The organism is Austwickia sp. (assembly GCA_016699675.1).
Classification (GTDB): domain Bacteria; phylum Actinomycetota; class Actinomycetes; order Actinomycetales; family Dermatophilaceae; genus Austwickia.
Genome location: CP064985.1, coordinates 1,358,070 through 1,381,084 on the forward strand (window position 1 = coordinate 1,358,070; position 23,015 = coordinate 1,381,084).

Below are 23,015 nucleotides of genomic sequence, written 5' to 3' on the forward strand. Positions count from 1 at the left end.
GGCGGCCGCGCCCTAAGCCTCGGCTGCGGCGGAGCTCTGGCCGACCGCCGCGAGGACGCGCTCGTCGTGGCCCCAACAGACCTCGCCACCGTCGGGGCGGCCCGCGACCACCTCGAAGCCCAGGTCCTCGATCATCGCCAGGTCGGCCGCGCCGGGCTGGCCGCCCGCCGTGAGGTAATCCCCCAGGAAGATCGAGCTGCAGATCTCAAGCGCCAGCGGCTGCAGAGACCGCAGGTGGTGCTCGCGGCCCGCCGAACAGCGCACCTCGGTGTCCGGGTGAACGAACCGCACCATGGCCAACACCTTCAGCACGCGAAGCGGCGTGAGCCCCGCCTCGGCCGGCGTACCCGGCGCACCCGACTCCCCCTCGCCCGCAGCCGCGCCCAGCGGCGTGCCCTCGAACGGCAGCAGGAAGTTCACCGGCACCGAATCAACCCCCAGGTCGCGCAGCGCGAACGCCACGTCCACCAGCTGCTCGTCGCTCTCCCCCAGCCCGACGATCAGCCCAGAACACGGCGACAGCCCCGCCGAGGTCGCCGCGCGCACCGTCGCGACCCGGTCGGCGAACGTGTGCGTGCCGCAGATCTCGGGGTAGTTGTCGGCGGCGGTGTTGAGGTTGTGGTTGTACCGGTCCGCGCCCGCCGCCGCCAGCGTCGCGGCCTTGTCCTCGTCGAGGAAGCCCAGGCAGGTGCAGATCTTCACGGACGGATGCGTACGCCGGATGCCGGCCACCGCCTCCGCGACCCGCGCCACCTCCCGCTCCGAAGGGCCGCGTCCCGAGGCGACCAGGCACACCGTGCTGGCCCCCTGCGACACGCCCGCCTCGACGGCCACCGCGATCTGCTCGGGCGAGAGCCACGAATAGCGCGGGATGTCCGCCGTCGACCCCATCGCCTGGGAGCAGTAGTGGCAGTCCTCCGGGCACAGCCCCGACTTGAGGTTGACGAGGTAGTTGAGCAACACCCGGCGCCCGAAGAATTGCCGCCGCACTCGACCGGCGGCGGCCACGATGCTCAACACCTCGTCGTCATCGGCCGCCAGGAGCGCGAGCGCCTCCTCGCGGTCGATGGAACGGCCGGTGAGAGCGGTGATGACGAAGGAGTTGAGGTCCATGTCGGCGAGCCTAGTTGATCAGCTTGAACACCGTTCAAGTACGGCGCTAGCGCGCGCCCGGCGCTCTCCGTCCACGCTATCGAGACGCAAGTGATCACCCACTCACCGTTGCATTAGGCAAGTTGTGTGAACGCGTGTGCACTAAGCGACCGCTCACGACCTGAGTCGCCCTTCGGGCGTGGCGCGACGACCGCTTGGCGACCGGTGCTGCGCACATTGCCCAGTCGTGCCAAAGTCGCCTCCACACAGTCAGTCACACGCCTGACCTGCTCTCCACCGGGTCGCGGAAACCGCTGTCTCCAAACGGCTCCCGCCGCCGGTGGGGCGATCGACGTGTGCGCACCACCATGGCCGGAGGGGGCGCACCATGACGAACGCGATGTATCCCGTGGTCGAGGACATCCTGACCCGCAACGGTCATGACCCGACGCGCCTGATGATGATCCTGCGGGAGGTGCAGGCCGTCTTCGGCTGGGTCTCCCCCGACACGATCACCCAGATCGCCGCCGCGGTGAACCGCCCCCGGGCGGCCGTGCAGAGCACCGTCGAGTTCTACACGTTCTTCAACGCCGAACCCGTCGGGCACTACCGAGTCCTGTTCTCTGACAACATCACCGACCGGATGCTCGGCAGCCTGGCGCTGCGCGATCGGCTCTGCGCGGCCTTCGCCGTACGGCCGGGCGAGGTGTCCGCGGACGGGCTGGTCAGCGTGGACCGGACCTCCTGCACCGGCCTGTGCGACCAGGGGCCCGCTGCCCTGGTGAACACCCGCGCGATGCCCAACCTGTCCCCGGAGCGCATCGACGCGATGGCCGCGCTGATTCGGGACCGGCGGCCGGTGGCGGAGTGGCCCGCGGACTGGTTCGACGTCCACGAGAACATCCGCCGCCGCGACAAGCTCCTCGGTCACGGACTCACCCCGGGCGCCCCCATCAAGGCCGCGCTCGACCGGGGCCCGGAGGGGGTGCTCGCCGAGCTGAGCCGGGCCGCCCTGCGCGGCCGCGGCGGTGCCGGCTTCGGCACCGAGACGAAGTGGCGCATCTGCCGCGACGCCCCCGGCTACGCCCACTACGTCGTTGCGAACGCCGACGAGGGCGAACCCGGCACCTTCAAGGATCGCGTCCTGCTGGCCTCCTGCCCGGACCTTGTCTTCGACGGCCTGGTCATCGCGGGCCTGGTCACCGGCGCCCGCAAGGGCATGGTCTACCTGCGCGGCGAGTACGCCTTCCTCTACCCCCGCCTCACCGAGCTGCTGGCCCAGCGCCGCCGCGCCGGCCTGCTCGGCAACAACATCATGGGTGTGGGCTTCACCTTCGACATCGAGGTGCACCTCGGCGCCGGCGCCTACATCTGCGGCGAGGAGTCCGCGCTCATCGAGTCGCTGGAGGGCAAACCGGGCAAGCCGCGGATCCGCCCGCCGTACCCCGTCACCCAGGGCTTCCTGGGCCAACCCACCGCGGTGAACAACGTCGAGACCCTCGCGCTCGCCGCCCTCATCACCACGCACGGGGGCGACTGGCTCAAGGACCGCGGTACGCCGACGTCGGTGGGCACGACGATGCTCTCCGTCTCGGGAGACGTCGAGCGCCCGGGCATCTACGAATACCCGTACGGCGTGCGCATCCACGAGGTCCTCGACGCGGCGGGCGCCACCGACACCCAGGCCGTGCAGATCGCGGTCGGCGCCGGAAAGTGCCTGGTGGACACCGAGTTCGAGCGCCGGATCGCCATGGAGGACGCGAGCACCACCGGCTCGTTCATGGTCTTCGACCGCACCCGCGACCTCTTCGAGGTCGCCGCCAACTTCGTCGAGTTCTTCGCGCACGAGAGCTGCGGATTCTGTACGGCGTGCCGGGTGGGCACCACCGTCAACAAGCGGCTCATGGACAAGATCGCCGCCGGTCAGGGCTCCCCGCAGGACATCGAGGAGATGCAGCGGATGCACCGCCACATGCAGGGCGCCAGCCACTGCGGCCTCGGCTCGACGGCGACGATGGCGCTGCGGGACATCCTCAACAAGTTCCGGCCCGCCTTCGAACGCCGGCTGCTCTCCACGGATTTCGAGCCCGCGTTCGACCTGGACGCCGAGCTGTCCGAGGCCCGCGACCTCACCGGCCGCGACGACGCCCTGGCCCACCTGGCCCCTGCCCACGCCCGCCGCTGACGCGACGCCGCACAGCTAAGGACCCCCGATGGAACATTTCTTCGTCCTCGACGGGGAGAAGATCCCCTTCACCCCGGGCCAGACGATCATGGACGCCGCCACCACGGCGGGGAAGTACATCCCGCACCTCTGCTACAAGAAGGGCCTGTCCGCGCACGGGTCCTGCCGGATGTGCGTGGTGAAGATCAACAACCGGCACTTCGCGTCCTGTACGACGAAGGCCGCCGACGGGCTGATCGTGCGCAACCGCACTCACGAGATGACCGAGGGCCGGCGCACGAGCCTGCAGCTGCTCTTCGTCGAGGGCAACCACTTCTGCCCGAGCTGCGAGCGCTCGGGCGACTGCACGCTGCAGGCCACGGCGTACGAGATGGGCATGCTCACCCCGCACTACGACCACTTCTTCCCCGACCGGCGGGTCGACGCGAGCCACCCCGACATCGTGTTGGAGCTCAACCGGTGCATCCAGTGCGAGCTGTGCGTGCGGGCCAGCCGGGAGATCGACGGCAAGAACGTCTTCGCCCTGGCCGGCCGTGGGATGGCCAGCCGCCTGATCGTCAACAGCGAGTCGGGGCTCCTCGGCGACAGCGACTTCGAGGCCACCGACTATGCGGCGCGGGTCTGCCCGGTCGGGGTGTTCCTGAAGCGGACGGGCAACTACGGCGCCCCCATCGGGGACCGGACGTTCGACGAGCGGCCGATCAGCTCGCAGGCGGCCACGGCCTCCGGCGCCGATCACGCCTCCGACGTGGCCGAGGACGAGCGCCGCGCGCTCGGCGAGGTCGCGACCGAGCTGGAGGCCGCCCGATGACCGCCACGAAACTCAAGGTCGCGACGACCTCGCTGGCGGGATGCTTCGGCTGCCACATGTCGATCCTCGACATCGACGAGCGCCTGCTCGACCTGGTGGAGCTGGTGGAGTTCGACCGCTCCCCGCTCACCGACATCAAAGAGGTCGGCCCCTGCGACATCGGCATCATCGAGGGCGGGGTGTGCAACGCCGAGAACGTCGAGGTGCTGCGGGCCTTCCGGGACCGCTGTCGCGTGCTGATCTCGATGGGCGCCTGCGCCTGCAACGGCGGCTTGCCCGCCCTGCGCAACAACTTCTCGATCGCCGACATCCTCAGCCACGTCTACACGCAGGGCATCGGCCTGGCGCAGGGCAGCGCCGTCCCGGACGACCCCGAGCTGCCGCTGCCGCTCAACCGGGTCCGCCCCATCCACGAGATCGTCCGGATCGACTACTTCCTGCCGGGCTGCCCGCCCAGCGGGGACGCGATCTGGACCTTCCTCACCGACCTGATCATGGGCAAGACCCCGACGCTGGGGCACGCGATGCTCCACTTCGACTGAAGTCTCGACCGAGCCTGCGACGTACGGAGAAGGGGAACCGCGATGACCGCCACCGAGCAGCTGGACACCCTCGAAACCGCTTCCGGCGACCCCGGCGACCTGCGTCGCGTCGTCCTCGAACCCGTCTCGCGGGTGGAGGGGCACGGGAAGGTGACGATCCTGCTCGACGACGCCGGGCACGTCCACCAGGTGCGGCTGCACATCGTCGAGTTCCGCGGGTTCGAACGGTTCGTGGAGGGGCGGCCCTACTGGGAGATGCCGGTGCTGGTCAGCAGGCTGTGCGGGATCTGCCCGGTGTCGCACCACCTCGCCGCGAGCAAGGCCCTCGACGTGGTCGTCGGCGCCACGCTGAGCCCGACCGCCGAGAAGATCCGCCGGCTGATGCACTACGGCCAGCAGCTGCAGTCCCACGCGCTGCACTTCTTCCACCTGTCCAGCCCGGACCTGCTGTTCGGGTTCGACTCGGAGGTGTCCCGGCGCAACATCGTCGGGGTGGCGGCGGCGTACCCGGAGGTGGCCCGGCAGGGGATCCTGCTGCGCAAGTACGGCCAGGAGGTCATCCGGCACACCGCGGGCAAGCGCATCCACGGGACCGGGTCCGTGCCCGGCGGGGTGAACCGGTCGCTGACGCCGGCGCAGCGCGAGGAGCTGCGCGCGGACATCGACCAGATGATCGCGTGGAGCCGCGACGCCGTACGGCTCGTCCAGCAGCTCCACGAGCAGAACCCCGACCTCTACGCCAGCTTTGGCCACTTCCGCTCCAACACCATGGGATTCGTCGCCGACGACGGGGCGCTCGACCTCTATCACGGCGGGCTGCGCGCCAAGGACCCCGACGGCAACGTCATCTTCGACCACGTGGACTACGCGACGTACGAGCGGGTGCTCACCGAGGAGGTGAAGCCCTGGTCGTACATGAAGTTCCCGTACATCACCGAGTTGGGGCCGGACGACGGCTGGTACCGGGTCGGCCCGCTCGCCCGCGTCATGAACTGCGACTACATCCCCACGCCGCTGGCCGACGCGGAGCGGGTGACGATGCTCGGGGCCATCAACGGGGCGCCGCTCAACTATCACTGGGCGCGGATGGTGGAGATGCTGTTCTCGGCCGAGATGATCCGCGAACTGCTGGACGACTTCGACATCACCGGCGAGGACCTGGTCAACCTCGGGGAGCGGCGCAGCGAGGGCGTGGGCGTGATCGAGGCGCCGCGCGGCACGCTGTTCCACCACTACCGGGTCGGCGACGACGACCTCATCACGATGGCCAACCTCATCGTCTCCACGACGAACAACAACCAGGCCATGAACACCGCGGTGCGGGAGGTGGCGCGGCAGTACCTCGACGGCACCGAGATCACCGAGGGCCTGCTCAACCACATCGAGGTCGCGATCCGGGCCTTCGACCCGTGTCTGTCCTGCGCCACGCACGCGCTCGGGGCGATGCCGCTGGAGGTCACGCTGGTCGCCCCGGACGGGACGGTCCTGGACCGCCGGGTGAAGGAGTGAGGGCGGGGGCGCGAGCGCCCGTGCTGATGCTGGCGTGGGGCAACCTCTCGCGGGGCGACGACGCGCTCGGGCCGCTGTTCGTGGACCGCGTCCAGCGGCAGGCGGCGAGCGTGCTGGAGCCCGCGCAGGAGCCGTACGTCGAGTGCGTGCTGGACTTCCAGCTCCAGGTCGAATACGCCCTCGACCTGGTCGGACGCGAGCGGGTGCTGTTCGTTGACGCGGCGCGCGCCGGGCCGGAGCCGTTCTCGGCGACGCCCCTGGACGCGGCGTGGGACCCGACGTACACCACACACGAACTCTCCCCCGCCGCCCTGCTGCACGTCTGCCGCACCGTCCTGCACACGCCACCGCCGCCGGCCTGGCTGTTGGGGATCCGCGGCTACCGCTGGGAGCTGGGCGAGGATCCCACGCCGGGCGCGCTGGCCAACCTCGACGCCGCGCTGGGATGGTTCGATCGCTGGCTCGCCGATGCGTCCGCTCCTCCCCTGCCGGCCGCCGTGTCGCGGATCGGGGGCGGCTCGCTCTCCTGACCGGGGCGTGGCGTGGCGGTTTCCGCACCGGGCGTCGGGAGGCGGTGTCGCGCGCCGCAGGCGTTGTCGGACGACGCCTCTACACTCCCGTCATGGAGTTCGAGCGCGTCGCCGCGCTTAGGCAGCACTCGGCCGCCTGGCGACTGATGCGAGCCGATTCGGCGGCCATGGTGTTGGCGATCCTGGGGCAGGTCTTCGTCGTGGAAAACCATCGCACGGTCGTGGAGAGCCAGCTGGTGGCCAGGGTGGAGGAGCTCCTCGACTCGGTGAACCAGGCGGCCGGCGGGCCCGACGCCGCCTACCCGCGGTCGGCCAAGGACTATCTCGACACGTGGGCCAGACCCGAAGTGGCGCTGCTGCGCAAGTTCTACCCGGAGGGCCAGACCGAGGCGGCCTACGACGCCACCAGTGATCTCGAGCGCGCCTACCGCTGGGTCTGCGAGCTGGAGAAGAGAGCGTTCGTCGGCACGGAGTCGCGGCTGCACACCGTCGTGGACCTGCTCCGGCAGATCGTGCACGGTGCGGACGCCGATCCGGCGGTTCGTCTCGACCAGCTGCGCCGTCGCCGCGCCGAGCTCGACCTGGAGATCGCCCGCGCCGAGGCGGGCGACAACCCCCCGCTGGACACCTCAGCCCTGCTGGACCGGCTGCAGCACGTCGAGCGCACCGCCCGCGAGCTGCTCAGCGACTTCCGCGAGGTCGAGGACAACTTCCGCGCCCTTGACCGGGGCGCCCGCGAACTCATCACCGGTTGGGAGGGCGGCAAGGGCGAGCTGCTCGACCTGCTCGTCGGAGACCGCCACGCCATCGCCGCCTCCGACCAGGGCCGCAGCTTCCAGGCCTTCCACGACTTCCTGCTCAGCCGCCGCCGCCAGGACGAGCTCACGGAACTGCTGGACGCCTTGCCGACCATCCCCGACCTCCGCGCGGACCCCCGGTTGCAGCACATCCACGAGGACTGGCTGGTGGCGGCCGAGCGCACCCAACAGACGGTGCGCCAACTCTCCGAGCAGCTGCGCCGGTTCCTGGACGATAAGATCTGGCTCGAAAACCGCCGCGTGATGGACCTCCTGCGCTCGATCGAACGGACTGCCTTAGCCGTCCGCGGCTCGCCCGTGTCGTCGGCCCCGGCCGCGTTCACGTGGCTCAGCGCGGCGGCACCCAGGCTGGCGCTGCCCATGGAGCGGCCACTGTACGTTCCGCCCCCGGTCGACGTCCTCAGCGACGCCGGGCCCGACACGTCAGCCACGGACAAGATGGACGCGACCAGCCTCTTCGAGCAGACCTTCGTGGATCTGCCGAGGATCACGGCGACCCTGCGGGCCGCGCTGCGCCGCCGTGGTCAGGTCGACCTGGCCACCCACTTGCGCGAGCACCCACCGACGCTGGGGTTGGCCGAGATCGTGGCCCACCTGGCACTCGCCGAGGATGACATCGACGTGGTCGTCGACGACCACCACCGCGTCACCATCCCCTACCTCACCCACGATGGCCTCCCCCGCCAGCTCACCTTGGCCCAGGTGACCTTCGTCCGGGCTTCGGCGGCGGGCCCGGACGGCGGCGCCCGACGACACACGAGCGAGTCCGCATGAACCAGACCGATCCCGCCACCCCCAACCTGTCGATCGCGGCGATCGCGCTGATGAAGGGGGTCGTCTATCGCGACACCCACGAGCAGGTCTGGCAACACGTCGTGCGGCTGCGGCCCCAACTCACCGATCACATGGCCGTGCTCGGCCTCGACGTGTATCTCGACGAGGCCGAGGGCTGGGCCTACCTGCGCGCCCGCCCCGACGATCCCGATCAGCCGCTGCCCCGGCTGATCCCGCGGCACAAGCTGTCGCTGCCGCAGAGCCTGCTGCTCGCGTTGCTGCGCAAGGCATTGCTGGAGTTCGACGCCACCGACGGAGTGGGCCGCCTCGTGCTGTCCCGCGAACGGATCGTCGCCGACCTGCGCACCTTCCTCGCCGACAGCCCCAACGAGGCCCGGCTGGTCGACCAGGCCGACGCCACGATCAGCAAGATCGTCGATCTGGGCTACCTACGCCAGGTGAAGGGCACCAGCGGGGCGGACACCGAATACGAGGTACGCCGCATCCTCAAGGCCTTCATCGACGGGCAGTGGCTGAGCGAGTTCGACGTCCGCCTGCAGGAGTACGCCGCCAGCCTCGGGTTGCGACTGCCCGGCGGCGACGACGGGCGTGGCGGCCAGGAGGAACATGGCGGCAACGACGGGCATGGCGGCCAGGAGGAACATGGCGGCAACGACGGGCATGGCGGCGAGGAGGAACATGGCGGCGACGACGGGCATGGCGGCCAGGAGGAACATGGCGGCAACGAGCAAGGTGGGGACGATGACCGGTGACGCAGCGGGCTTGTTCTCGGCGCTCGACCTCGACCTCCCCGACGATGCCCGCCCCGGCTACCGGCTCGATCGGTTGGAGGTCTACAACTGGGGCACCTTCGACGGGCGGATCTATCGCCTCGACCTCGCCGGCGAGACGACGCTGCTGACCGGCGACATCGGGTCCGGCAAGTCGACCCTCGTGGACGCCATGACCACGCTGCTGCTCCCGGCGCAGCGCATCAACTACAACAAGGCGGCGGGCGCCGACACCCGGGAGCGGTCGCTGCGCTCCTACGTGCTGGGCCACTTCAAGGCGGAACAGAACGCGGCGACCGGCACCCGCCGCTCGGTGGGGCTTCGCGACCACCGGCACTACTGCGTGTTGCTCGCCGTCTTCCGCAACCGGGGACCCCAGGCGGTCGACAGCGTAGTCACCCTGGCTCAGGTGTTCTGGACGCGAGACAGCGCCGGCGGACAACCGCAACGGTTCTACCTGACCAGCGAACGCGACCTGTCCATCGAGGCGGACTTCACCGACTTCGGCCAGGACTTGGGGGCGTTGCGGCGGCGTCTGCGGGAGGGCGGGGCGCAGATCAGCGATGCGTTCCCCGACTACGGCGCCCGGCTTCGCAAGCTGCTCCGGATCCATTCCGACCAGGCGCTGGAGCTCCTGCACCAGACCATCTCGATGAAGTCCGTCGGCAATCTCACCGAGTTCGTGCGCCAGCACATGCTGGAGGGCGCCGACGTCGGGGGCCGCATCGACACCCTGCTGCGCCACTTCGACGACCTGACCCAGGCCCACGAGGCTGTCCGCGAGGCGCGCGATCAGATCGCCGCACTCGACCCGCTGGTCGCCCACTGTGACGCCCACGACCGGCTCGGACAGCGGATCGCCGTCGACACCTTGGCCCGCGAGGCGCTGCCCACCTGGATGGCCAGCCACCGGATCCGGATCCTCGACACCCTCGCGGCGGCCGAGCAGACCCGATTGGACGAGGTGCGAGCCGACCACGAGCGGGTCCAAGACCGGCTCACCGAGCTTGCGGAGACGCAGCGTCGCCTCGAACGGGAACGCGACGGTGTCGGCGGCAGCCGGCTCGCCGAGCTGGAGCGCACGATCGCCCGCATCGAGCAGGAGCGCGACGAACGCCGGAAGCGGGCCGGCGCCCTCGCCGAGAGCCTCGCCGCGGCGGGCCTTCCCGACGTCACCGACGCCGCCTCGTTCGCCACCGCCCGCCATCGAGCGCAGGAGCTGGCCGGCGAGCTCGACGCCGAGCAGTCCCACCTCGACAACGAGCGCACCGAGCTCCTCGTCGCGCAGCACGCGCTGCGGTCGGAGGGCGACGAGATCGGGCGGGAGATCCGATCCCTGGAAGGCAGGCAGAGCAGCATCGACACCCGAAGCCTGCGCATTCGGGAAGGTCTCGCGGCCGGCATCGGCGTACCGGAGGACACGCTGCCGTTCGTCGGGGAGCTGGTGCAGGTGGGCGCCGCACACGATGACTGGCGCGGCGCCGCCGAGCGGGTGCTGCGGGGCTTCGCGCTGGCGGTGCTCGTGCCGGCCGAGCATTACGAGGCGGCGACGGCGTGGATCGACGCGAATCATCTCGGGGGCCGGCTCGTCTACTACCGGGTGCCCGCCCGGTTCGTCCGCGAGGACGCCCCGCTGACCAGCGATACCATCCTCGCGGACCTGCTCGACGTGCGGCCCGGGCCCCACGAGCAGTGGCTCCTCAACGAGTTGCGATTGCGACGGGCCAACCACGTCTGCGTCGACACGGTCGCCGCGCTGCGCCAGCAGCGCGGCCGGGCGGTCACCCGCGCCGGCCAGATCAAGGACCGTAACCGCCACGAGAAGGACGATCGCTTCGACATCCGTGACCGCACCCGCTGGGTGCTCGGCTGGACCAACGCCGACAAGATCGACGCCCTGGTCACGCGGGGCACCACCTGTCAGGCTCAGCAGCACGCCATCGCCCAGCGCATCGAGGCGGTCCACCGCCCGCTCGCCGCCGTCGAGAGGCGCCGCTACGCGCTGGCGAAGGTGGAGGTCTACACCAGCTTCGCGGACGTCGACTGGAGCTCGTCGGCGGCGGCCGTGACGACCCTGGCCAGCGAGAAGGCCGAGATCGAGGAGGGCAACGAGCAGCTGGCGCAGCTCACGGCCCGGCTGGAGGCGGTGGCCGGCGACCTGGCCCGGGAGCGCGCGTGCGACGGCGAGCTCAGGGAGCGCATGGGTGCCCTGAGCGGCGCGCTCGAGCGGCTGGCCGAGCGGCGGGGCCGGGCTGCGGCGGCGCTGGAGGCGGTCGACACAGCTCAGGCGGCACGGTTCGCCCCGGCGTACGACGATCTCACCGCCACCCTGCCCGCGCCCGTCGATGAGGACGGCTGCGAGGCAGCGGAGCGTAGCCATCGGGACCGGCTGACGGAGCGCATCGACAAGGCCCGCGACAGCCAAACGACGACGGCGAACCGCGCCGTGGCGGCGATGGTCCAGGTGCGGCAGGCCTGGCCTGCGCTCACCAGCGAGACCGATGCGTCGATCGAGGCGGCCGACGAATTCCGGGCGCTGCGCGATCGCGTCGCAGGCGATGACCTGCCCCGCTTCGAGGCCGAGTTCAAGGAGCAGCTCAACACCAACGCCATCCGCGAGATCGCGTCGTTCGACAGCTGGCTGCGGCAGTCTTCTCGCGAGATCCAGGGCCGGATCGCCACCATCAACGAATCGCTGGCGGCCATCGAGTACAACCCGGGACGCTCCATCACGCTGCTGCACCAGCCCACCCCCGTCCAGGAGGTCAAAGACTTCCGGGCGGACCTTCGAGCCTGCACCGACGACGCGTTAGTCGGCGACGATCTGTACTCCGAGGAGCGGTTCCTCCAGGTCACCCGGATCCTCGAGCGGTTCCGGGGCCGGCCGGGCCAGGCCGAACACGACAAGCGGTGGACCGCGTTGGTGACCGACGTCCGCAACTGGTTCGTCTTCGCCGCCTCCGAACGGGACCGGGAAACCGGCCGCGAATGGGAGCACTATGCCGACAGCGACGGCAAGTCCGGCGGCCAGAAGGAGAAGCTCGCCTACACCATCCTCGCGGCCTCGCTGGCCTACCAGTTCCGTCTGCAGTGGGGTGTGCGGCACTCGCAGGACTTCCGGTTCGCCCTGATCGATGAGGCGTTCGGCCGCGGCTCGGATGCCTCCACCCGCTATGCCCTCGACCTCTTCCGGCGCCTCGGCCTGCAGCTCCTGGTGGTGACCCCGCTGCAAAAGGTCCATGTCATCGAGCCCTACGTGCGGGCCGTGGGCTACGTCGACAACCGGACGGGCGAACGGTCCGGGCTCCGGACCCTCACGATCGAGGAATACCACGCGGAGCGGGAGGCCTACCTGGCCGCCACGGTGCAGCGACGTCATGCCTGACTGGACCACCGTGGCCGATCTTCAGGCGGCCGTCCGCCGGCGCTGGACCGATGGGACGCTCCTGACGGCGTACGCCTCGGGGCAGCCGTTCCCGGCCCTGTCGCTGCCCATTCGCGGGCCGCGCGCCGCGGAGATCGGCGCCCGGCTCGACGACGTCCGCCGGTGGCGGGAGCAGCTGGTGCGGGCGAGCGCGGGCGGTACGGCGTACGAGCTGGTCGAAGGGGCGGTCGGGGGGCGCGTCGCCGGCCGCAACCACCTCCCGAACCGGGCGCTGCTCGACTCGTACGAACAGGCCTGGCGGCTGCTCGGGGTCCAGGCCGACGTATCCGCCTTCAGCGAGGTGCTGCGCCGCACCCGGCAGGAGTCTCCCGAACTCCTCGAGTGGGTGATCGGCCATCCCTGCACAGCACTGCGCAGTCACGAGATCTGGCCGCAGGCGCTAGCGGCCTACCGCTGGCTCCGGTCGTCGGCGGCGCGGGGGGCCTGGCTACGGGAGATCACCGCGCCGGGGGTCGACACCAAGTTCGTCGAGGGACAACGCGGCCTCTTGGCCGAGCTGCTCATCGCGGGCGGCGCCCAGCCATCGCCCGTCGAGGGCGCGCCCGGAGCCGTGGGGGCGTTCGCGCAGCGATTCGGGTTGCGCACTCCCGAGCGGCTGGTGCACCTCCGCTTCGACGCTGGGTTCGCCGGCATGCCGGACGTGGTGAGCGAAGGGACGTTCCGGCTGGCCGAGCTGGCGAGACTGCGGGTGAGCGTCGGCACTATGGTCGTCGTCGAGAACCTGCAGACGTTTCAGGCGTGGCCCGTGCCCCACGACGGCGTGGTGATCTGGGGCGCCGGCTACCTCGCGCCGCGGCTGAGCCGGGTGCCCTGGGCCCGGAACTGCCCTCGGGTCATCTACTCCGGCGACCTCGACACCCACGGGTTCGCGATCCTCAGCGGCCTGCGCGCCGGCATCTGCCACGCCGAATCGCTGGCGATGGACCGGGAAACGCTGCTGTCGCATCGGGATCGATGGGGGACCGAACCAACCCCGACTGCCGCCCGGGTGCCCTATCTGACGCCGGCCGAGGCCGAGCTCTACGCAGACCTGGTCGAGGACACCTACGGTCCGCACGTTCGCTTGGAGCAGGAACGCCTGGACTGGGCCCACCTGCGGGAGCTCATCGCCGCGGCCGACGCGCAGTGGCTCGCAGGCGGGCGCGGGCGTGGTGGGGCACGCGGTCTCGGCGGGCCGACTCCCGGCCGCTGCGGTGACCCGGCCGACGTCCGCGTCGAGAGGTGACGACCTCGGCATGGTGCTCCACTCGCCGTACGACGGCTCGCCTGGACCCGGCGACCCGACGCACCACCCGGTGCGGGGAGGGCCGCTCGATGTCGCTTAGGCTCGGGGCATGCCGGCGAGCACCCCGCGGGACCGCCTCCTGATGGCCCTGCAGATGGCCGACCTGGGCGAGCAGATGGTGCGAGCACGGTTGGCGCGAGACCACCCGGAGCTCGATGAGCACCGTGTTCGGGAGTCCGCCGCGCGCTGGCGACGCGACCGTCCCGACGCGCCGCACGGGGACTGTCCGGGTCGACGCTCGACCCGACGCCTCGAACAACCCGACCGATGAGCACCGATCTCCTGGCCTCCCTGACCCGCCTGGCGCAGGATCTGCGCCAGGCGCAGGCGCAGTGGGCGCTGATCGGCGGTTTCGCCGTCTCGGCTCGGGCCGAGCCGAGATTCACGCGCGACGTGGACGTCTGCGTCTGGGTCGAGGATGACGCGGGGGCCGAGCGTACGACGTACGCGCTGCGCGCCCTCGGCTACCGCGTGGAGGCCCTCGTCGAGCACAGATACCTCGACCGGCTTGCCACCGTGCGACTGGAGTCCCCCATCCCCGGGGGGGTACTCGTCGACCTGCTCTTCGCGTCCTCGGGGATCGAGGCGGAAATCGTCGCGGCCGCCGAGGCCGTGGAGCTGGTGCCGGGGCTCGTCGTACCGGTTTCCCGAGCCGCGCACCTGGTGGTGCTCAAGCTCCTGGCCCGCGACGCCCACCGTCCCCAAGACGCGATGGACCTGCGCGCGCTGCGATCGGTGCTCGCCCCGGGCGATGCGGACGAGGTCCGGCGGCTCGCTGCGCTGGTCACCAGCCGCGGATTTCACCGCGACCGTGACCTGATCGCGCTCGCCGAGGAGTACCTGACCCAGTCGCCCTGACGGTTGCGCGCCATGCGGCTTCGGTCCTGTCCTGGCTGGGTTCGCAGCCGGTAGGCCGCGCGTGAGGCGAAGACCACGCCCCGTCCCGCCCCGCGGCGCCCCTCGGCAGGGCAGGCTTGCGCTCGACGAACTGGGCAGTCGAGGGTGATCCGCAGGAGGCAGGGATGGGCGAGAACAAGCTGGCGGTGGTCGGCGGCGGGCTGATGGGTTCGGGCATCGCGGAGGTCGCGGCGCGCCGCGGCATCACCACCGTGGTCACCGACATCTCCGACGCGGCGGCCGCGGCGGCGAAAGGGCGCGTCGAGAAGTCGATGGGCCGTTCGATCGCCAAGGGCAAGCTGGCCCAGGAGGACGCCGACGCGGCGATGCAGCTGCTGACCTTCTCGGGGTCCGTCGACGCGGCCGCAGACGCCGACATCGTCATCGAGGCCGCCACCGAGAACGCCGAGGCCAAGGACGCGCTCTTCCGCAAGCTCGGCGAGATCGTCCAGCGCCAGGACGCGATCCTCGCCTCGAATACCAGCTCCCTGCAGATCATTCGGCTGGGCACGGCGGCCGGGCGGCCCGAGTGGACCGTGGGTCTGCACTTCTTCTCGCCGGTGCCGTTGATGAAGCTGGTCGAGGTCATCCCGTCGCTGGCGACGGTGCCGGAAGCCAAGGATCGGGCGTTCGCGTTCGTCAGCGAGGGCCTCGGCAAGGAGGTCATCGAGGCGCCGGATCGGCCGGGGTTCGTCGTGAACGTCCTGTTGGTGCCGTACATGATGAGCGCCATCCGACTGCTCGAGGGCGGCCACGCCACCGCGGCGGACATCGACAAGGGCATGCGGCTCGGGTGTGGCCACCCGATGGGACCGCTGGAGCTCATCGACAACATCGGGCTCGACACGGTCCGCGGGGCGACGCTGGGGATGTTCAACGAGTTCAAGGACCCGATGTACGCCCCGCCGCCGCTGCTCAACCGCCTCGTCGACGCCGGCTTCCTGGGCAAGAAGACGGGCCGCGGGTTCTACGACTACAGCTCCTGACGGCGGGCCCGCCCCATCCGCCCGGCCGGCTCGGACCCCTCGCCGCCGACCGACGTGGGGCAGCGCTAGTCAAACGGGTCATCGCGCACCCGGTGCTCACCACGCCTGAGCATCGCCAGCGGGGAATCAACCGTCCCCGTGGCTGATGACCGCTCGTGACCTGCACGTTTGGTGCCATGGCACCCTTTGGGCAGGTCACGAGCGGTCGCTGGGCCGGGAAGCCGTGGGTGGGCACTGCTGAGGGCACGCGGAGTGCTGCCATCACGACGAGTTCTGCGCCCACAGCGGCGCTCACAGCGACGCGTGGTCATCACGAGGCGGAGAGTTCCCGGCGCACGTCGTACGGCGTCTTGTCCGGCCGCCACCCGCGCCAGGCGGGGTGCCGCAGCCGGCCGGTCTCGGTCCACTCGCCGTACGTCACCTCGCCCACCCGCACCGGCTCCACCCAGCGTGCCCCGCGCGCGTCGACGCGGGGGACGTCCGGTACGACGGGGGTGGCGCGCTCCAGCGGCGCGAGCTCGGCGCGGATCTCCTCCAGCGCGCGGTCCGTGAACCCGGTGCCGACCTTCCCGACATACCGCCACTGCCGCGGCGCTCCGGGGGGCCCATCCGGCCCGGCTCCGGCAACCGGCAGCCCCAACAGCAGCGCCCCGAGCGTGCCCGCCCGCCGCCCGGTCCCCGCCGTCCAGCCGACGACCACCACCTCCTGCGTCCGGACGTGCTTGATCTTCAGCCAACTGCGTGCGCGACGCCCGGGGAGGTAGGGACTGTCGAGTCGTTTCGCGATGATCCCCTCCAGCCGCAGCGACCGGCTCACGTCGAGCGCCACGCCGAGGTCACTGCCGAACGTCGTCGGCACGTGCACGTGGCCGCCCTCGGGGAGCAGTGCTTGCAGGAGTTCGCGGCGTCGCGGGTAGGGCTCCGCGAGCAGCGACACCCCGTCGAGGTGGAGCACGTCGAAGACCATGTAATGCGCCCGGATGCCGGCGCCGGGGTCGCCGCGGTTCTGCAGCCGGCCGAAGTTGGAGCGGCCGTCGGCGTCGAGCGCGACGACTTCGCCGTCGAGGACCGCCGCGTGCCCCGCGAGGAGGCTCGGCAGTTCGCGGAGTTCGGGGTACGCCGCCGTCAGATCGTTCCCGGCTCGGCTGCGAAACCGCGCCGCCCCCGGCGTACCGTCCTGATCGCCCACGACCGCCGCGACGGCCCGGTAGCCGTCCCACTTCACCTCGTACGCCCATCGCTCCGGCGCCCCGAGATCCGCCGCGGACCCGGCCACGGCCAGCATCGGCGCGATCACGGGCAGCTCATCGACACGGTCCATCGCTCCAGTGTGCGCCGACCGCGACCTCCCGCACGCGGCATCCGCGCGGATCCTGGCACGTCAGATCGTCGCGCGTCAGCCCGGCGCGTCAGATCCCGTCGGGTGCGGAGCCGAGCCGGCGGGCGTAGAGGTCGGGTCGGGGCGGGTGGCGCCGTACCCAGACGCGAGCCCCGAGCACCGAGACCCCACGGTCGTGGACGAGGAACTCGACGTCGATCCGGTCGATGTCCGGCTGGTTCTCCTTGAGCTGGGCGATGCGGATGACGAGGTCCTCCACGGCGGGCACATCCCGGGCCGGGAAGCCCGCCTCACCGGTGAGCATGGGCGCGAGCTTTACCTCCCGGACCATCGCGGCGACATCGTGGCGCGACAGGGGGGTGAGCCGATAGCTGGCATCGTGCAGGATCCGCGCGGCGACCCCCGCAAGCCGGAACGAGACCACGGGTCCGAGCTGGCGGTCCTCGCAAGCCCGCATGGACAGGTGCAGCCCGGCCCGGCCCATACTCTGCAGCACCACGCAGTGCCGCGCCGCGTCGCCGAACGTCTGGGTGAGCTGCCGCCAGGCCACCGCGAGTTCGTTCTCGTCCCGGATCCGGGCCCAGACGCGCTGGTCGGAGGCGTCACCCAGCGAGAAGTCCGTCACCTTCACGGCGACGTCCCAGCCCAACGCCTCCGCGGCGTCGACGGCCTCCTCGAGCTGGCTCACGCGGCGGTAGGGCAGGATCGGTACGCCGTAGTGGCCGAGGAGCGCGATGACCTCCTCGTCCGACAGGGCCCGACCGTCGGGGTGGTCCGCTAGCGCCCCGCTGACCAGGGCGGCCGCGCCGGGAGGGTCGATCCCGGGCAGGATCGGCAGAGTCGCGTCGGCCGCCCGACGCCACGCGGCGTACTGTTGCGCCTTGCTCAGCGCGAGGATGGCCCGCTCGGGCCCGGGGTAGGTCGGCACCGTTCCCCGATGCGGCGGCTGCTCGGGCACGGCGCCTGGGCGGGCGGGCCCTCGGTTCACGTCACCCGTGCATTCGCCGTTGCCGGAGATCACCGCGACGAGCGGTTTGCGCGGATGGTCGCCGAGGCGCCCGATCGCCGCCCGGATGTCGTCGAGCCGCACCTCGGTCTCCGCGGGCGCCGGGACGAAGACCGCCAGCACCGCGTCGATGTCGTCGTCGCTCATGGCGGCGCGGAGGCGCTGCTCGTACGTCGAGGCCGACAGCGCCGCCAGCCCGAGCCAGGTGGCGCGGGTCTGGAAGCCGGCCCGGATCGCGACGTCGGCGGCGATGATCGTCAGCTCGGGGGAATCGCCCACGATCGCCAGTCGGTTGCCCTGCGGCAACGGCTGGCGCACCAACAGCTGAGCGACGTCGAAAAGATGCTCGATGTGGTCGACCCGGACGACCCCGGCCTGGCGGAACATCGCGTCGACCACGGCTGCGGATGCGGCGGCGCTCGACGCGGCGGCGGCGCCGGCGGCGGCGAGGGCGTCCGCCGATCCCATGGGGCTCTCCGCGAGGGCGCCGTGGGCCGCGAGCTCGGAGCGCAGGCCGAGCGAGAACCCGCCGCGCCCCGAGGTGAGCACCACGATGGGCTTGCGCCGGCTCACCCGCCGGGCGATCCGCGAGAACTTCTCCGCGTTGCCGAGGGACTCGAGGTAGCTCAGGATGACCTCGGTCTGCTCGTCCTCGTCCCAGTACTGGAGCAGGTCGTTACCGGACACGTCCGCCCGGTTGCCCGCGGAGACGAAACTGGAGACCCCCAGACCCCGGTCGACGAGCATCCGCAGCGAGGTGAGGCTGAGGGGCCCCGACTGGCAGAAGAACCCGACCGGACCGGGGCGGGGCTGGACGTCACACATCGAGGCGTTCAGCGAGGTGCCCGCGGGGTTGATGATCCCGAGCGCACAGGGCCCGATCAGGCGCATCCCGGCCGATCGGCACTGCTCCAGCAGCTCGGCCTGCCGGCGCCTGCCCTGGCTGCCCGCCTCCGCGTAGCCGATCGAGACGACCAGCACCGCGTGCACCTTCTTGGCGGCGCAGTCCGCGACGACGCCCGGCACGAGCTCGGCCCGCACCGCGATGACCGCCAGGTCGACGGGCTCCGGCAGGTCGAGCACCGAGCCGTACGCCGGGATCCCGAACGCCGCGTCGATCGTCGGGTTGACCAGGTAGAGCCGGCCCTCGAACTCCCCGTCGAGCACGTTGCGCAGGAGTCGGCGCCCGGTCGACGTACGGCGTGCGCTGCCGCCGACCACGGCGACGCTGCGCGCCTCGAAGATGCGGCCCATGGAGCGCGCCTCGGCCCGATGCTCCCGAGCCGCCATGACGGCCATCGAGGTGTCGGTGGGCTCGACGGGGAAGGCGAACTGCACCGAGTCCCCGGTCATCGTGGTGCGCATCGCGTAGCCGGCGGCCCGGAAGGAGGCCATCATCCGGTCGTTCTCGGGAAGCACCTCCGCGTGCAGCATCGCGACCCCGAGTTCGCGGGCGATCTGGGCCAGATGCTCCAGGAGCAAGCCGCCCACGCCGTACCCGTGCAGTTCGTCGCGGACGACGAAGGCCACCTCCGCCTCGGTGGGCTGGGTCCGGGTGAAGTCGCCGATCGCGACCAGCTCCGCGCCACGGAAGACTCCGAGGACCACGCGGCGTTCCGCGTGATCGGCGTGGAGGAACATCTCCTTGTCGATCGCGCTGAGGGTGGGTCGCGGGGAGAAGAACCGGAAGTACTGACTGCGACCCGACAGCGCCGCCCAGAACCCGTCCAGCGCGGCCTCATCGGCGGGGCGGAGCGGACGCAGCCGCGCCGGCTGCCCGTCGGCGAGGAGGATGTCGGCCTCCCAGCGGGGAGCTAACCCTCGGCCCCCTCGACCGCCCGAAACCCCCGCCGGGTCGGCCACCCGATGACTCATCAGCTCCGCCCTCCCGCCTGCTCGCGCGCCCCGAGGGCCGGCGGGAGCCCCACCGTCGGTGCCCCGCCGGCACTCGCGATACGAGCCTACCGACCGGTCAGCGCGGGCTATGCAGCGCACGGGGCGCCGGCGCCAACCGGTCGATGGACGGGCTCACGCCGCCGACCGTCACGAGCACGGGACGAACGGGGCGAGCCGAGGGGGCTGGCGGGCAGCCATCGCGGCGAACCGGGCGCCCCGAAGAGGCGGGCGCTAACGGCGGCGGAGCATGCGGGCACGGCTCAGGGCGGTGGGCGGCACGCGCACACCGGCTCCCGGCGCCTCCGGCTAGTGGTGCATCCCGGGCATGGGCTGCGCCGGTGCAGCCGGACCGTTCTGCCAGCCCAGGACGCCGGGGTCGAGCATCCCCACGATCATGGCCACGTGCGCGACCACGAGGAAGACCCCGACGAAGATCACGTGCAGGCGGCGCGCCGTTCGTTCGTCGGAGCCGAGTAGGCCCACCTCCACCAGGGTGATGCCGATCATGGGGACGGCCCCGGCGACGTAGGCCAGCACCGCGATGATGTCGGCCGCGCCGCGCCACCCCCCGGAGAGGGTGAGCGGCAGCACGGCGTACCGCAGCAGGTGCACCCCGATCCCCAGCAACACCGGCCCGACGAGCAGGCCCGCGGCGCGACTGAGCCGCGCGACCCAGGGCGGGGCGGCCCCGAACAACAGTGCCAGCTCCGTGATGGCCAAGGTCTCGGCCAGGATGACCGGAATGGCCATGAAGATGAGCAGGTTCCAGGGCTGGAACACCGACAGCAGACCCATGTAGTGCGTCATGGGCATCCCACCGTCGCCGGCGCCGACGGTCCGGTCGGGCGCCAGCAGCCCGACCGCGAGCGCGACGGGGGCCACCACCGCCACGGCGAGTCGGGTGCGCCCCGAGTCCCGGCGCGACACGGTCGCTGGACGCGCCTGGGGTGGGCTGGTGACGGTCATGGCGGGTTCCTCCAAGCCGGGACATGTGGATGCGGGATGCCAGATGCGGATACGGTCCCCAGGCTCCCCGGCCGGCCCCGGCCGTAGGGGCGGGCAAACCCTGAAGAAACGATGAAGATGCGCGTCAGGGCGGCAGCGCCGGCAGGGACACCGCGAACGTCGCACCCCGGCCGAGGCCGGCGGACGAGGCCGTGACGTCCCCGCCGTGCGCGCGGACGATGGCGCGGCTGATGGTGAGGCCGATCCCCACGCCGCCGTGGTCCCGGTCGCGCGCGGCGTCGGTGCGGTAGAACCGGTCGAAGACGTGGGGCAGCTGCTCGGCGGCCAGGCCGTCCCCGGTGTCGACCACCTCGAGCCGCAGACCCGCGCTGCCCCGCGTCGCGCGCAGCACCACCTGACCCCCCGCGGGCGTGTGCCGCACCGCGTTGGCCAGGAGATTGTCGAGGGCCTGGGTCAGTCGAGACGGATCGCCGTGGAGGGTGGCAAGCCCCGGAGCGAGCTCGAGAACGAGGCGTACGCCGGTGCCGCGGGCCCGTTCTCGCGCGGCGACCGCCACGCCGTCGAGCCAGCTGGCCACGTCCATGGCGGTCGGCCGCAGGTTCAGATGGCCCTGTTCGGCGGCCGACACCTCGGCGACGTCCCGGGCGAGCTGCTCCAGGCGGTCGGTCTGCCGGCGCAACGCGGCCAGGGTCGGCCCGTCGGGGCGCGACACCCCGTCCTCGATGGCCTCCAGCAACGCCCGCAGCGAGGCGATGGGGGTGCGCAGTTCGTGCGCCAGGTCCGCGAGCATCCGGGCTCGGACCGCCTCCGTGCGCGCGAGCTGCGCTGCCATGTCGTTCAGGCTTCGCTGCACGACGGCCACCTCGGCGGTGGGATGCGCCACGGCGACGGCGGCCGAGTAGTCGCCGGCGGCCACGCGCGCGGCCGCCCGCGCGCAGTCCCGCAAGGGCGCGGCGATCCGACGCGAGACGAACAGCCCCAGACCGAGCGCTCCCGCCCCCGCCATGACCAGCCCCACCAGCAACGAGATAAGCCCGGCCGAGCGGAAGGCCTCGGCAGCGTGCAGCACCACCAGGGGCTGGTCTCCGTGGCCGGCCCGGCGCAGGTGATCGTCGAAGATCGGCGGACCCATGACGAGAGCGGTGAGCACTATCGTCACCGCCGTCGCCGTGATGGTGACGGCCTGGCCGGCCAAGAGCCGAGCGGCGAGGGTGACCTGCGGCCGCCCGTCGGTGCGCCGGGCCGCGGAGGCGTCGGGGGCACTCACGACGCGGACCCCATGCGGTAGCCCACCCCGCGGACCGTCACGATGTACCGCGGGCGCGCGGGGTCATCGCCGAGCTTGCGGCGGATGTGGCCGACATGAACGTCCACGAGGTGCTCGTCGCCGACCCACTCTGGGCCCCAGACCTCCGCCACGAGCCGGCGACGATCGAAGGCCAGTCGCGGCCGGGCCGACAATATGGCGAGCACGTCGAACTCGGTGCGGGTCAGCTCGACGGGCCGGCCGTCCACCTCGACGCGGCGGGCAGCCGGGTCGATGCACAGCGCCCCGAACCGCCGGATTGGTTGCTCGTCCGCACCGGCGGATTCGCGCCGCGGGCGGCGCAGCAGCACCTGCACACGGGCGACCAGCTCCCGCGGGCTGAACGGCTTGGTGACGTAGTCGTCTGCGCCCACGGACAGCCCCACCAACGTGTCGAGCTCGCCGTCGCGGGCCGTGAGCATCAACACGTAGCAGTCGCTGAAGGTGCGGATCTGGCGGCACACCTCGACCCCGTCGAGGCCCGGCAGGCCCAGGTCGAGGACGACCACATCCGGGGCGAACTCGCGGGCGCCGCGCACGGCCGCCGGCCCGTCGGCCACGGTCCGTGTGACGAATCCGGCCCGGTCGAGGTAGGCCGCGACGGTGCCGGCGAGGACCGGTTCGTCGTCGACGACGAGCACCCGGGCCGGGGAGGGCGTGGGGACGGTCATGCCCCAGTGTGGCCATCTGGCCGGCCCCGGCGGGCATCGGGTCCGTCGGCGGCGCGCGGCCGAACCCCATCGGCTCGACCCATCGGGTTGGGCCTCGTCGGCTGGACCCGTCGGCTGGCCCCGTCGGCTGGCCCCTCGGATGAACTATCGGATGAACCGTCAGATG

General features: G+C 71.6%; 18 protein-coding genes. 12 read left to right on the forward strand and 6 right to left on the reverse strand.

The genetic code is table 11. The features are described from left to right. Window positions 1-12: 12 nt before the first annotated feature. Window positions 13-1,113, reverse strand: a complete 1,101-nt coding sequence (gene bioB, locus IPK37_06280) for a biotin synthase BioB (GenBank protein QQS01981.1) — start codon at window positions 1,111-1,113, stop codon at window positions 13-15. Between the two features lie 379 nt (window positions 1,114-1,492). Here bioB and IPK37_06285 point away from each other — a divergent pair, with 379 nt between their 5' ends. The 12 genes from IPK37_06285 (at window position 1,493) to IPK37_06340 (ending at window position 15,665) form a co-directional block, all read left to right on the forward strand. After that, complete coding sequence (locus tag IPK37_06285) at window positions 1,493-3,277, forward strand: NAD(P)H-dependent oxidoreductase subunit E (protein ID QQS02710.1); 1,785 nt, start codon at window positions 1,493-1,495, stop codon at window positions 3,275-3,277. 28 nt (window positions 3,278-3,305) lie between these two features. Next, window positions 3,306-4,088 carry a (2Fe-2S)-binding protein gene (locus IPK37_06290; protein QQS01982.1) on the forward strand — a complete coding sequence of 261 codons (783 nt, stop codon included), beginning with the start codon at window positions 3,306-3,308 and terminating at the stop codon, window positions 4,086-4,088. Beyond that, window positions 4,085-4,630, forward strand: a complete 546-nt coding sequence (locus IPK37_06295; protein ID QQS01983.1) for an NADP oxidoreductase — start codon at window positions 4,085-4,087, stop codon at window positions 4,628-4,630. The genes IPK37_06290 and IPK37_06295 overlap by 4 nt, the downstream gene beginning before the upstream one ends. Before the next feature lie 42 nt (window positions 4,631-4,672). Then, window positions 4,673-6,139: a Ni/Fe hydrogenase subunit alpha gene (locus IPK37_06300; GenBank protein ID QQS01984.1), complete on the forward strand. Its 1,467-nt coding sequence runs from the start codon at window positions 4,673-4,675 to the stop codon at window positions 6,137-6,139. A gap of 26 nt (window positions 6,140-6,165) precedes the next feature. Beyond that, window positions 6,166-6,669, forward strand: coding sequence for a hydrogenase maturation protease (locus IPK37_06305; protein ID QQS02711.1), 504 nt, complete (start codon window positions 6,166-6,168; stop codon window positions 6,667-6,669). 92 nt (window positions 6,670-6,761) lie between these two features. Continuing rightward, entirely contained in the window at window positions 6,762-8,261 is a 1,500-nt protein-coding gene (locus IPK37_06310; protein QQS01985.1) for a DUF3375 domain-containing protein, read from the forward strand. Beyond that, entirely contained in the window at window positions 8,258-9,034 is a 777-nt protein-coding gene (locus tag IPK37_06315) for a DUF4194 domain-containing protein (protein ID QQS01986.1), read from the forward strand. The genes IPK37_06310 and IPK37_06315 overlap by 4 nt, the downstream gene beginning before the upstream one ends. Continuing rightward, window positions 9,024-12,437, forward strand: a complete 3,414-nt coding sequence (locus tag IPK37_06320) for an AAA family ATPase (protein ID QQS01987.1) — start codon at window positions 9,024-9,026, stop codon at window positions 12,435-12,437. The genes IPK37_06315 and IPK37_06320 overlap by 11 nt, the downstream gene beginning before the upstream one ends. Continuing rightward, a complete protein-coding gene (locus IPK37_06325; protein ID QQS01988.1) occupies window positions 12,430-13,722 on the forward strand; it encodes a hypothetical protein in 1,293 nt (430 codons plus the stop codon). The genes IPK37_06320 and IPK37_06325 overlap by 8 nt, the downstream gene beginning before the upstream one ends. A 109-nt stretch (window positions 13,723-13,831) precedes the next feature. After that, window positions 13,832-14,053, forward strand: a complete 222-nt coding sequence (locus IPK37_06330; GenBank protein QQS01989.1) for a hypothetical protein — start codon at window positions 13,832-13,834, stop codon at window positions 14,051-14,053. After that, complete coding sequence (locus IPK37_06335) at window positions 14,050-14,640, forward strand: nucleotidyl transferase AbiEii/AbiGii toxin family protein (protein QQS01990.1); 591 nt, start codon at window positions 14,050-14,052, stop codon at window positions 14,638-14,640. The genes IPK37_06330 and IPK37_06335 overlap by 4 nt, the downstream gene beginning before the upstream one ends. 164 nt (window positions 14,641-14,804) lie before the next feature. Further along, window positions 14,805-15,665 carry a 3-hydroxybutyryl-CoA dehydrogenase gene (locus IPK37_06340; protein ID QQS01991.1) on the forward strand — a complete coding sequence of 287 codons (861 nt, stop codon included), beginning with the start codon at window positions 14,805-14,807 and terminating at the stop codon, window positions 15,663-15,665. 310 nt (window positions 15,666-15,975) lie between these two features. Here IPK37_06340 and ligD read toward each other — a convergent pair whose 3' ends face one another. The 5 genes from ligD to IPK37_06365 all read right to left on the reverse strand — a co-directional run bounded on the left by ligD (window position 15,976) and on the right by IPK37_06365 (window position 22,849). Beyond that, window positions 15,976-16,986, reverse strand: a complete 1,011-nt coding sequence (gene ligD, locus IPK37_06345) for a non-homologous end-joining DNA ligase (GenBank protein QQS01992.1) — start codon at window positions 16,984-16,986, stop codon at window positions 15,976-15,978. Between the two features lie 88 nt (window positions 16,987-17,074). Beyond that, entirely contained in the window at window positions 17,075-19,885 is a 2,811-nt protein-coding gene (locus IPK37_06350) for a GNAT family N-acetyltransferase (protein ID QQS01993.1), read from the reverse strand. 327 nt (window positions 19,886-20,212) lie between these two features. Then, on the reverse strand, window positions 20,213-20,719 hold the full coding sequence (locus tag IPK37_06355; protein QQS02712.1) for a permease: 507 nt from the start codon (window positions 20,717-20,719) through the stop codon (window positions 20,213-20,215). Between the two features lie 277 nt (window positions 20,720-20,996). Beyond that, complete coding sequence (locus IPK37_06360; protein QQS01994.1) at window positions 20,997-22,139, reverse strand: HAMP domain-containing protein; 1,143 nt, start codon at window positions 22,137-22,139, stop codon at window positions 20,997-20,999. Continuing rightward, the gene (locus tag IPK37_06365; GenBank protein QQS01995.1) at window positions 22,136-22,849 is read right to left on the reverse strand and encodes a response regulator transcription factor; all 714 of its coding nucleotides are present in this window, start codon (window positions 22,847-22,849) and stop codon (window positions 22,136-22,138) included. Before IPK37_06365 ends, IPK37_06360 begins: the two co-directional genes overlap by 4 nt. Window positions 22,850-23,015 lie beyond the last annotated feature (166 nt).

Excerpts from the sequence above, each read along its gene's own strand:
- IPK37_06300 (QQS01984.1), top strand. The coding sequence starts at position 4,673 with ATGACCGCCACCGAGCAGCTGGACACCCTCGAAACCGCTTCCGGCGAC.
- IPK37_06340 (QQS01991.1), top strand. The coding sequence starts at position 14,805 with ATGGGCGAGAACAAGCTGGCGGTGGTCGGCGGCGGGCTGATGGGTTCG.
- IPK37_06305 (QQS02711.1), top strand. The coding sequence starts at position 6,166 with ATGCTGGCGTGGGGCAACCTCTCGCGGGGCGACGACGCGCTCGGGCCG.
- IPK37_06320 (QQS01987.1), top strand. The coding sequence starts at position 9,024 with ATGACCGGTGACGCAGCGGGCTTGTTCTCGGCGCTCGACCTCGACCTC.
- bioB (QQS01981.1), bottom strand. The coding sequence starts at position 1,113 with ATGGACCTCAACTCCTTCGTCATCACCGCTCTCACCGGCCGTTCCATC.
- IPK37_06350 (QQS01993.1), bottom strand. The coding sequence starts at position 19,885 with ATGAGTCATCGGGTGGCCGACCCGGCGGGGGTTTCGGGCGGTCGAGGG.
- ligD (QQS01992.1), bottom strand. The coding sequence starts at position 16,986 with ATGGACCGTGTCGATGAGCTGCCCGTGATCGCGCCGATGCTGGCCGTG.
- IPK37_06315 (QQS01986.1), top strand. The coding sequence starts at position 8,258 with ATGAACCAGACCGATCCCGCCACCCCCAACCTGTCGATCGCGGCGATC.
- IPK37_06310 (QQS01985.1), top strand. The coding sequence starts at position 6,762 with ATGGAGTTCGAGCGCGTCGCCGCGCTTAGGCAGCACTCGGCCGCCTGG.
- IPK37_06325 (QQS01988.1), top strand. The coding sequence starts at position 12,430 with ATGCCTGACTGGACCACCGTGGCCGATCTTCAGGCGGCCGTCCGCCGG.
- IPK37_06335 (QQS01990.1), top strand. The coding sequence starts at position 14,050 with ATGAGCACCGATCTCCTGGCCTCCCTGACCCGCCTGGCGCAGGATCTG.
- IPK37_06285 (QQS02710.1), top strand. The coding sequence starts at position 1,493 with ATGTATCCCGTGGTCGAGGACATCCTGACCCGCAACGGTCATGACCCG.
- IPK37_06290 (QQS01982.1), top strand. The coding sequence starts at position 3,306 with ATGGAACATTTCTTCGTCCTCGACGGGGAGAAGATCCCCTTCACCCCG.
- IPK37_06295 (QQS01983.1), top strand. The coding sequence starts at position 4,085 with ATGACCGCCACGAAACTCAAGGTCGCGACGACCTCGCTGGCGGGATGC.
- IPK37_06355 (QQS02712.1), bottom strand. The coding sequence starts at position 20,719 with ATGCCCATGACGCACTACATGGGTCTGCTGTCGGTGTTCCAGCCCTGG.
- IPK37_06330 (QQS01989.1), top strand. The coding sequence starts at position 13,832 with ATGCCGGCGAGCACCCCGCGGGACCGCCTCCTGATGGCCCTGCAGATG.
- IPK37_06365 (QQS01995.1), bottom strand. The coding sequence starts at position 22,849 with ATGACCGTCCCCACGCCCTCCCCGGCCCGGGTGCTCGTCGTCGACGAC.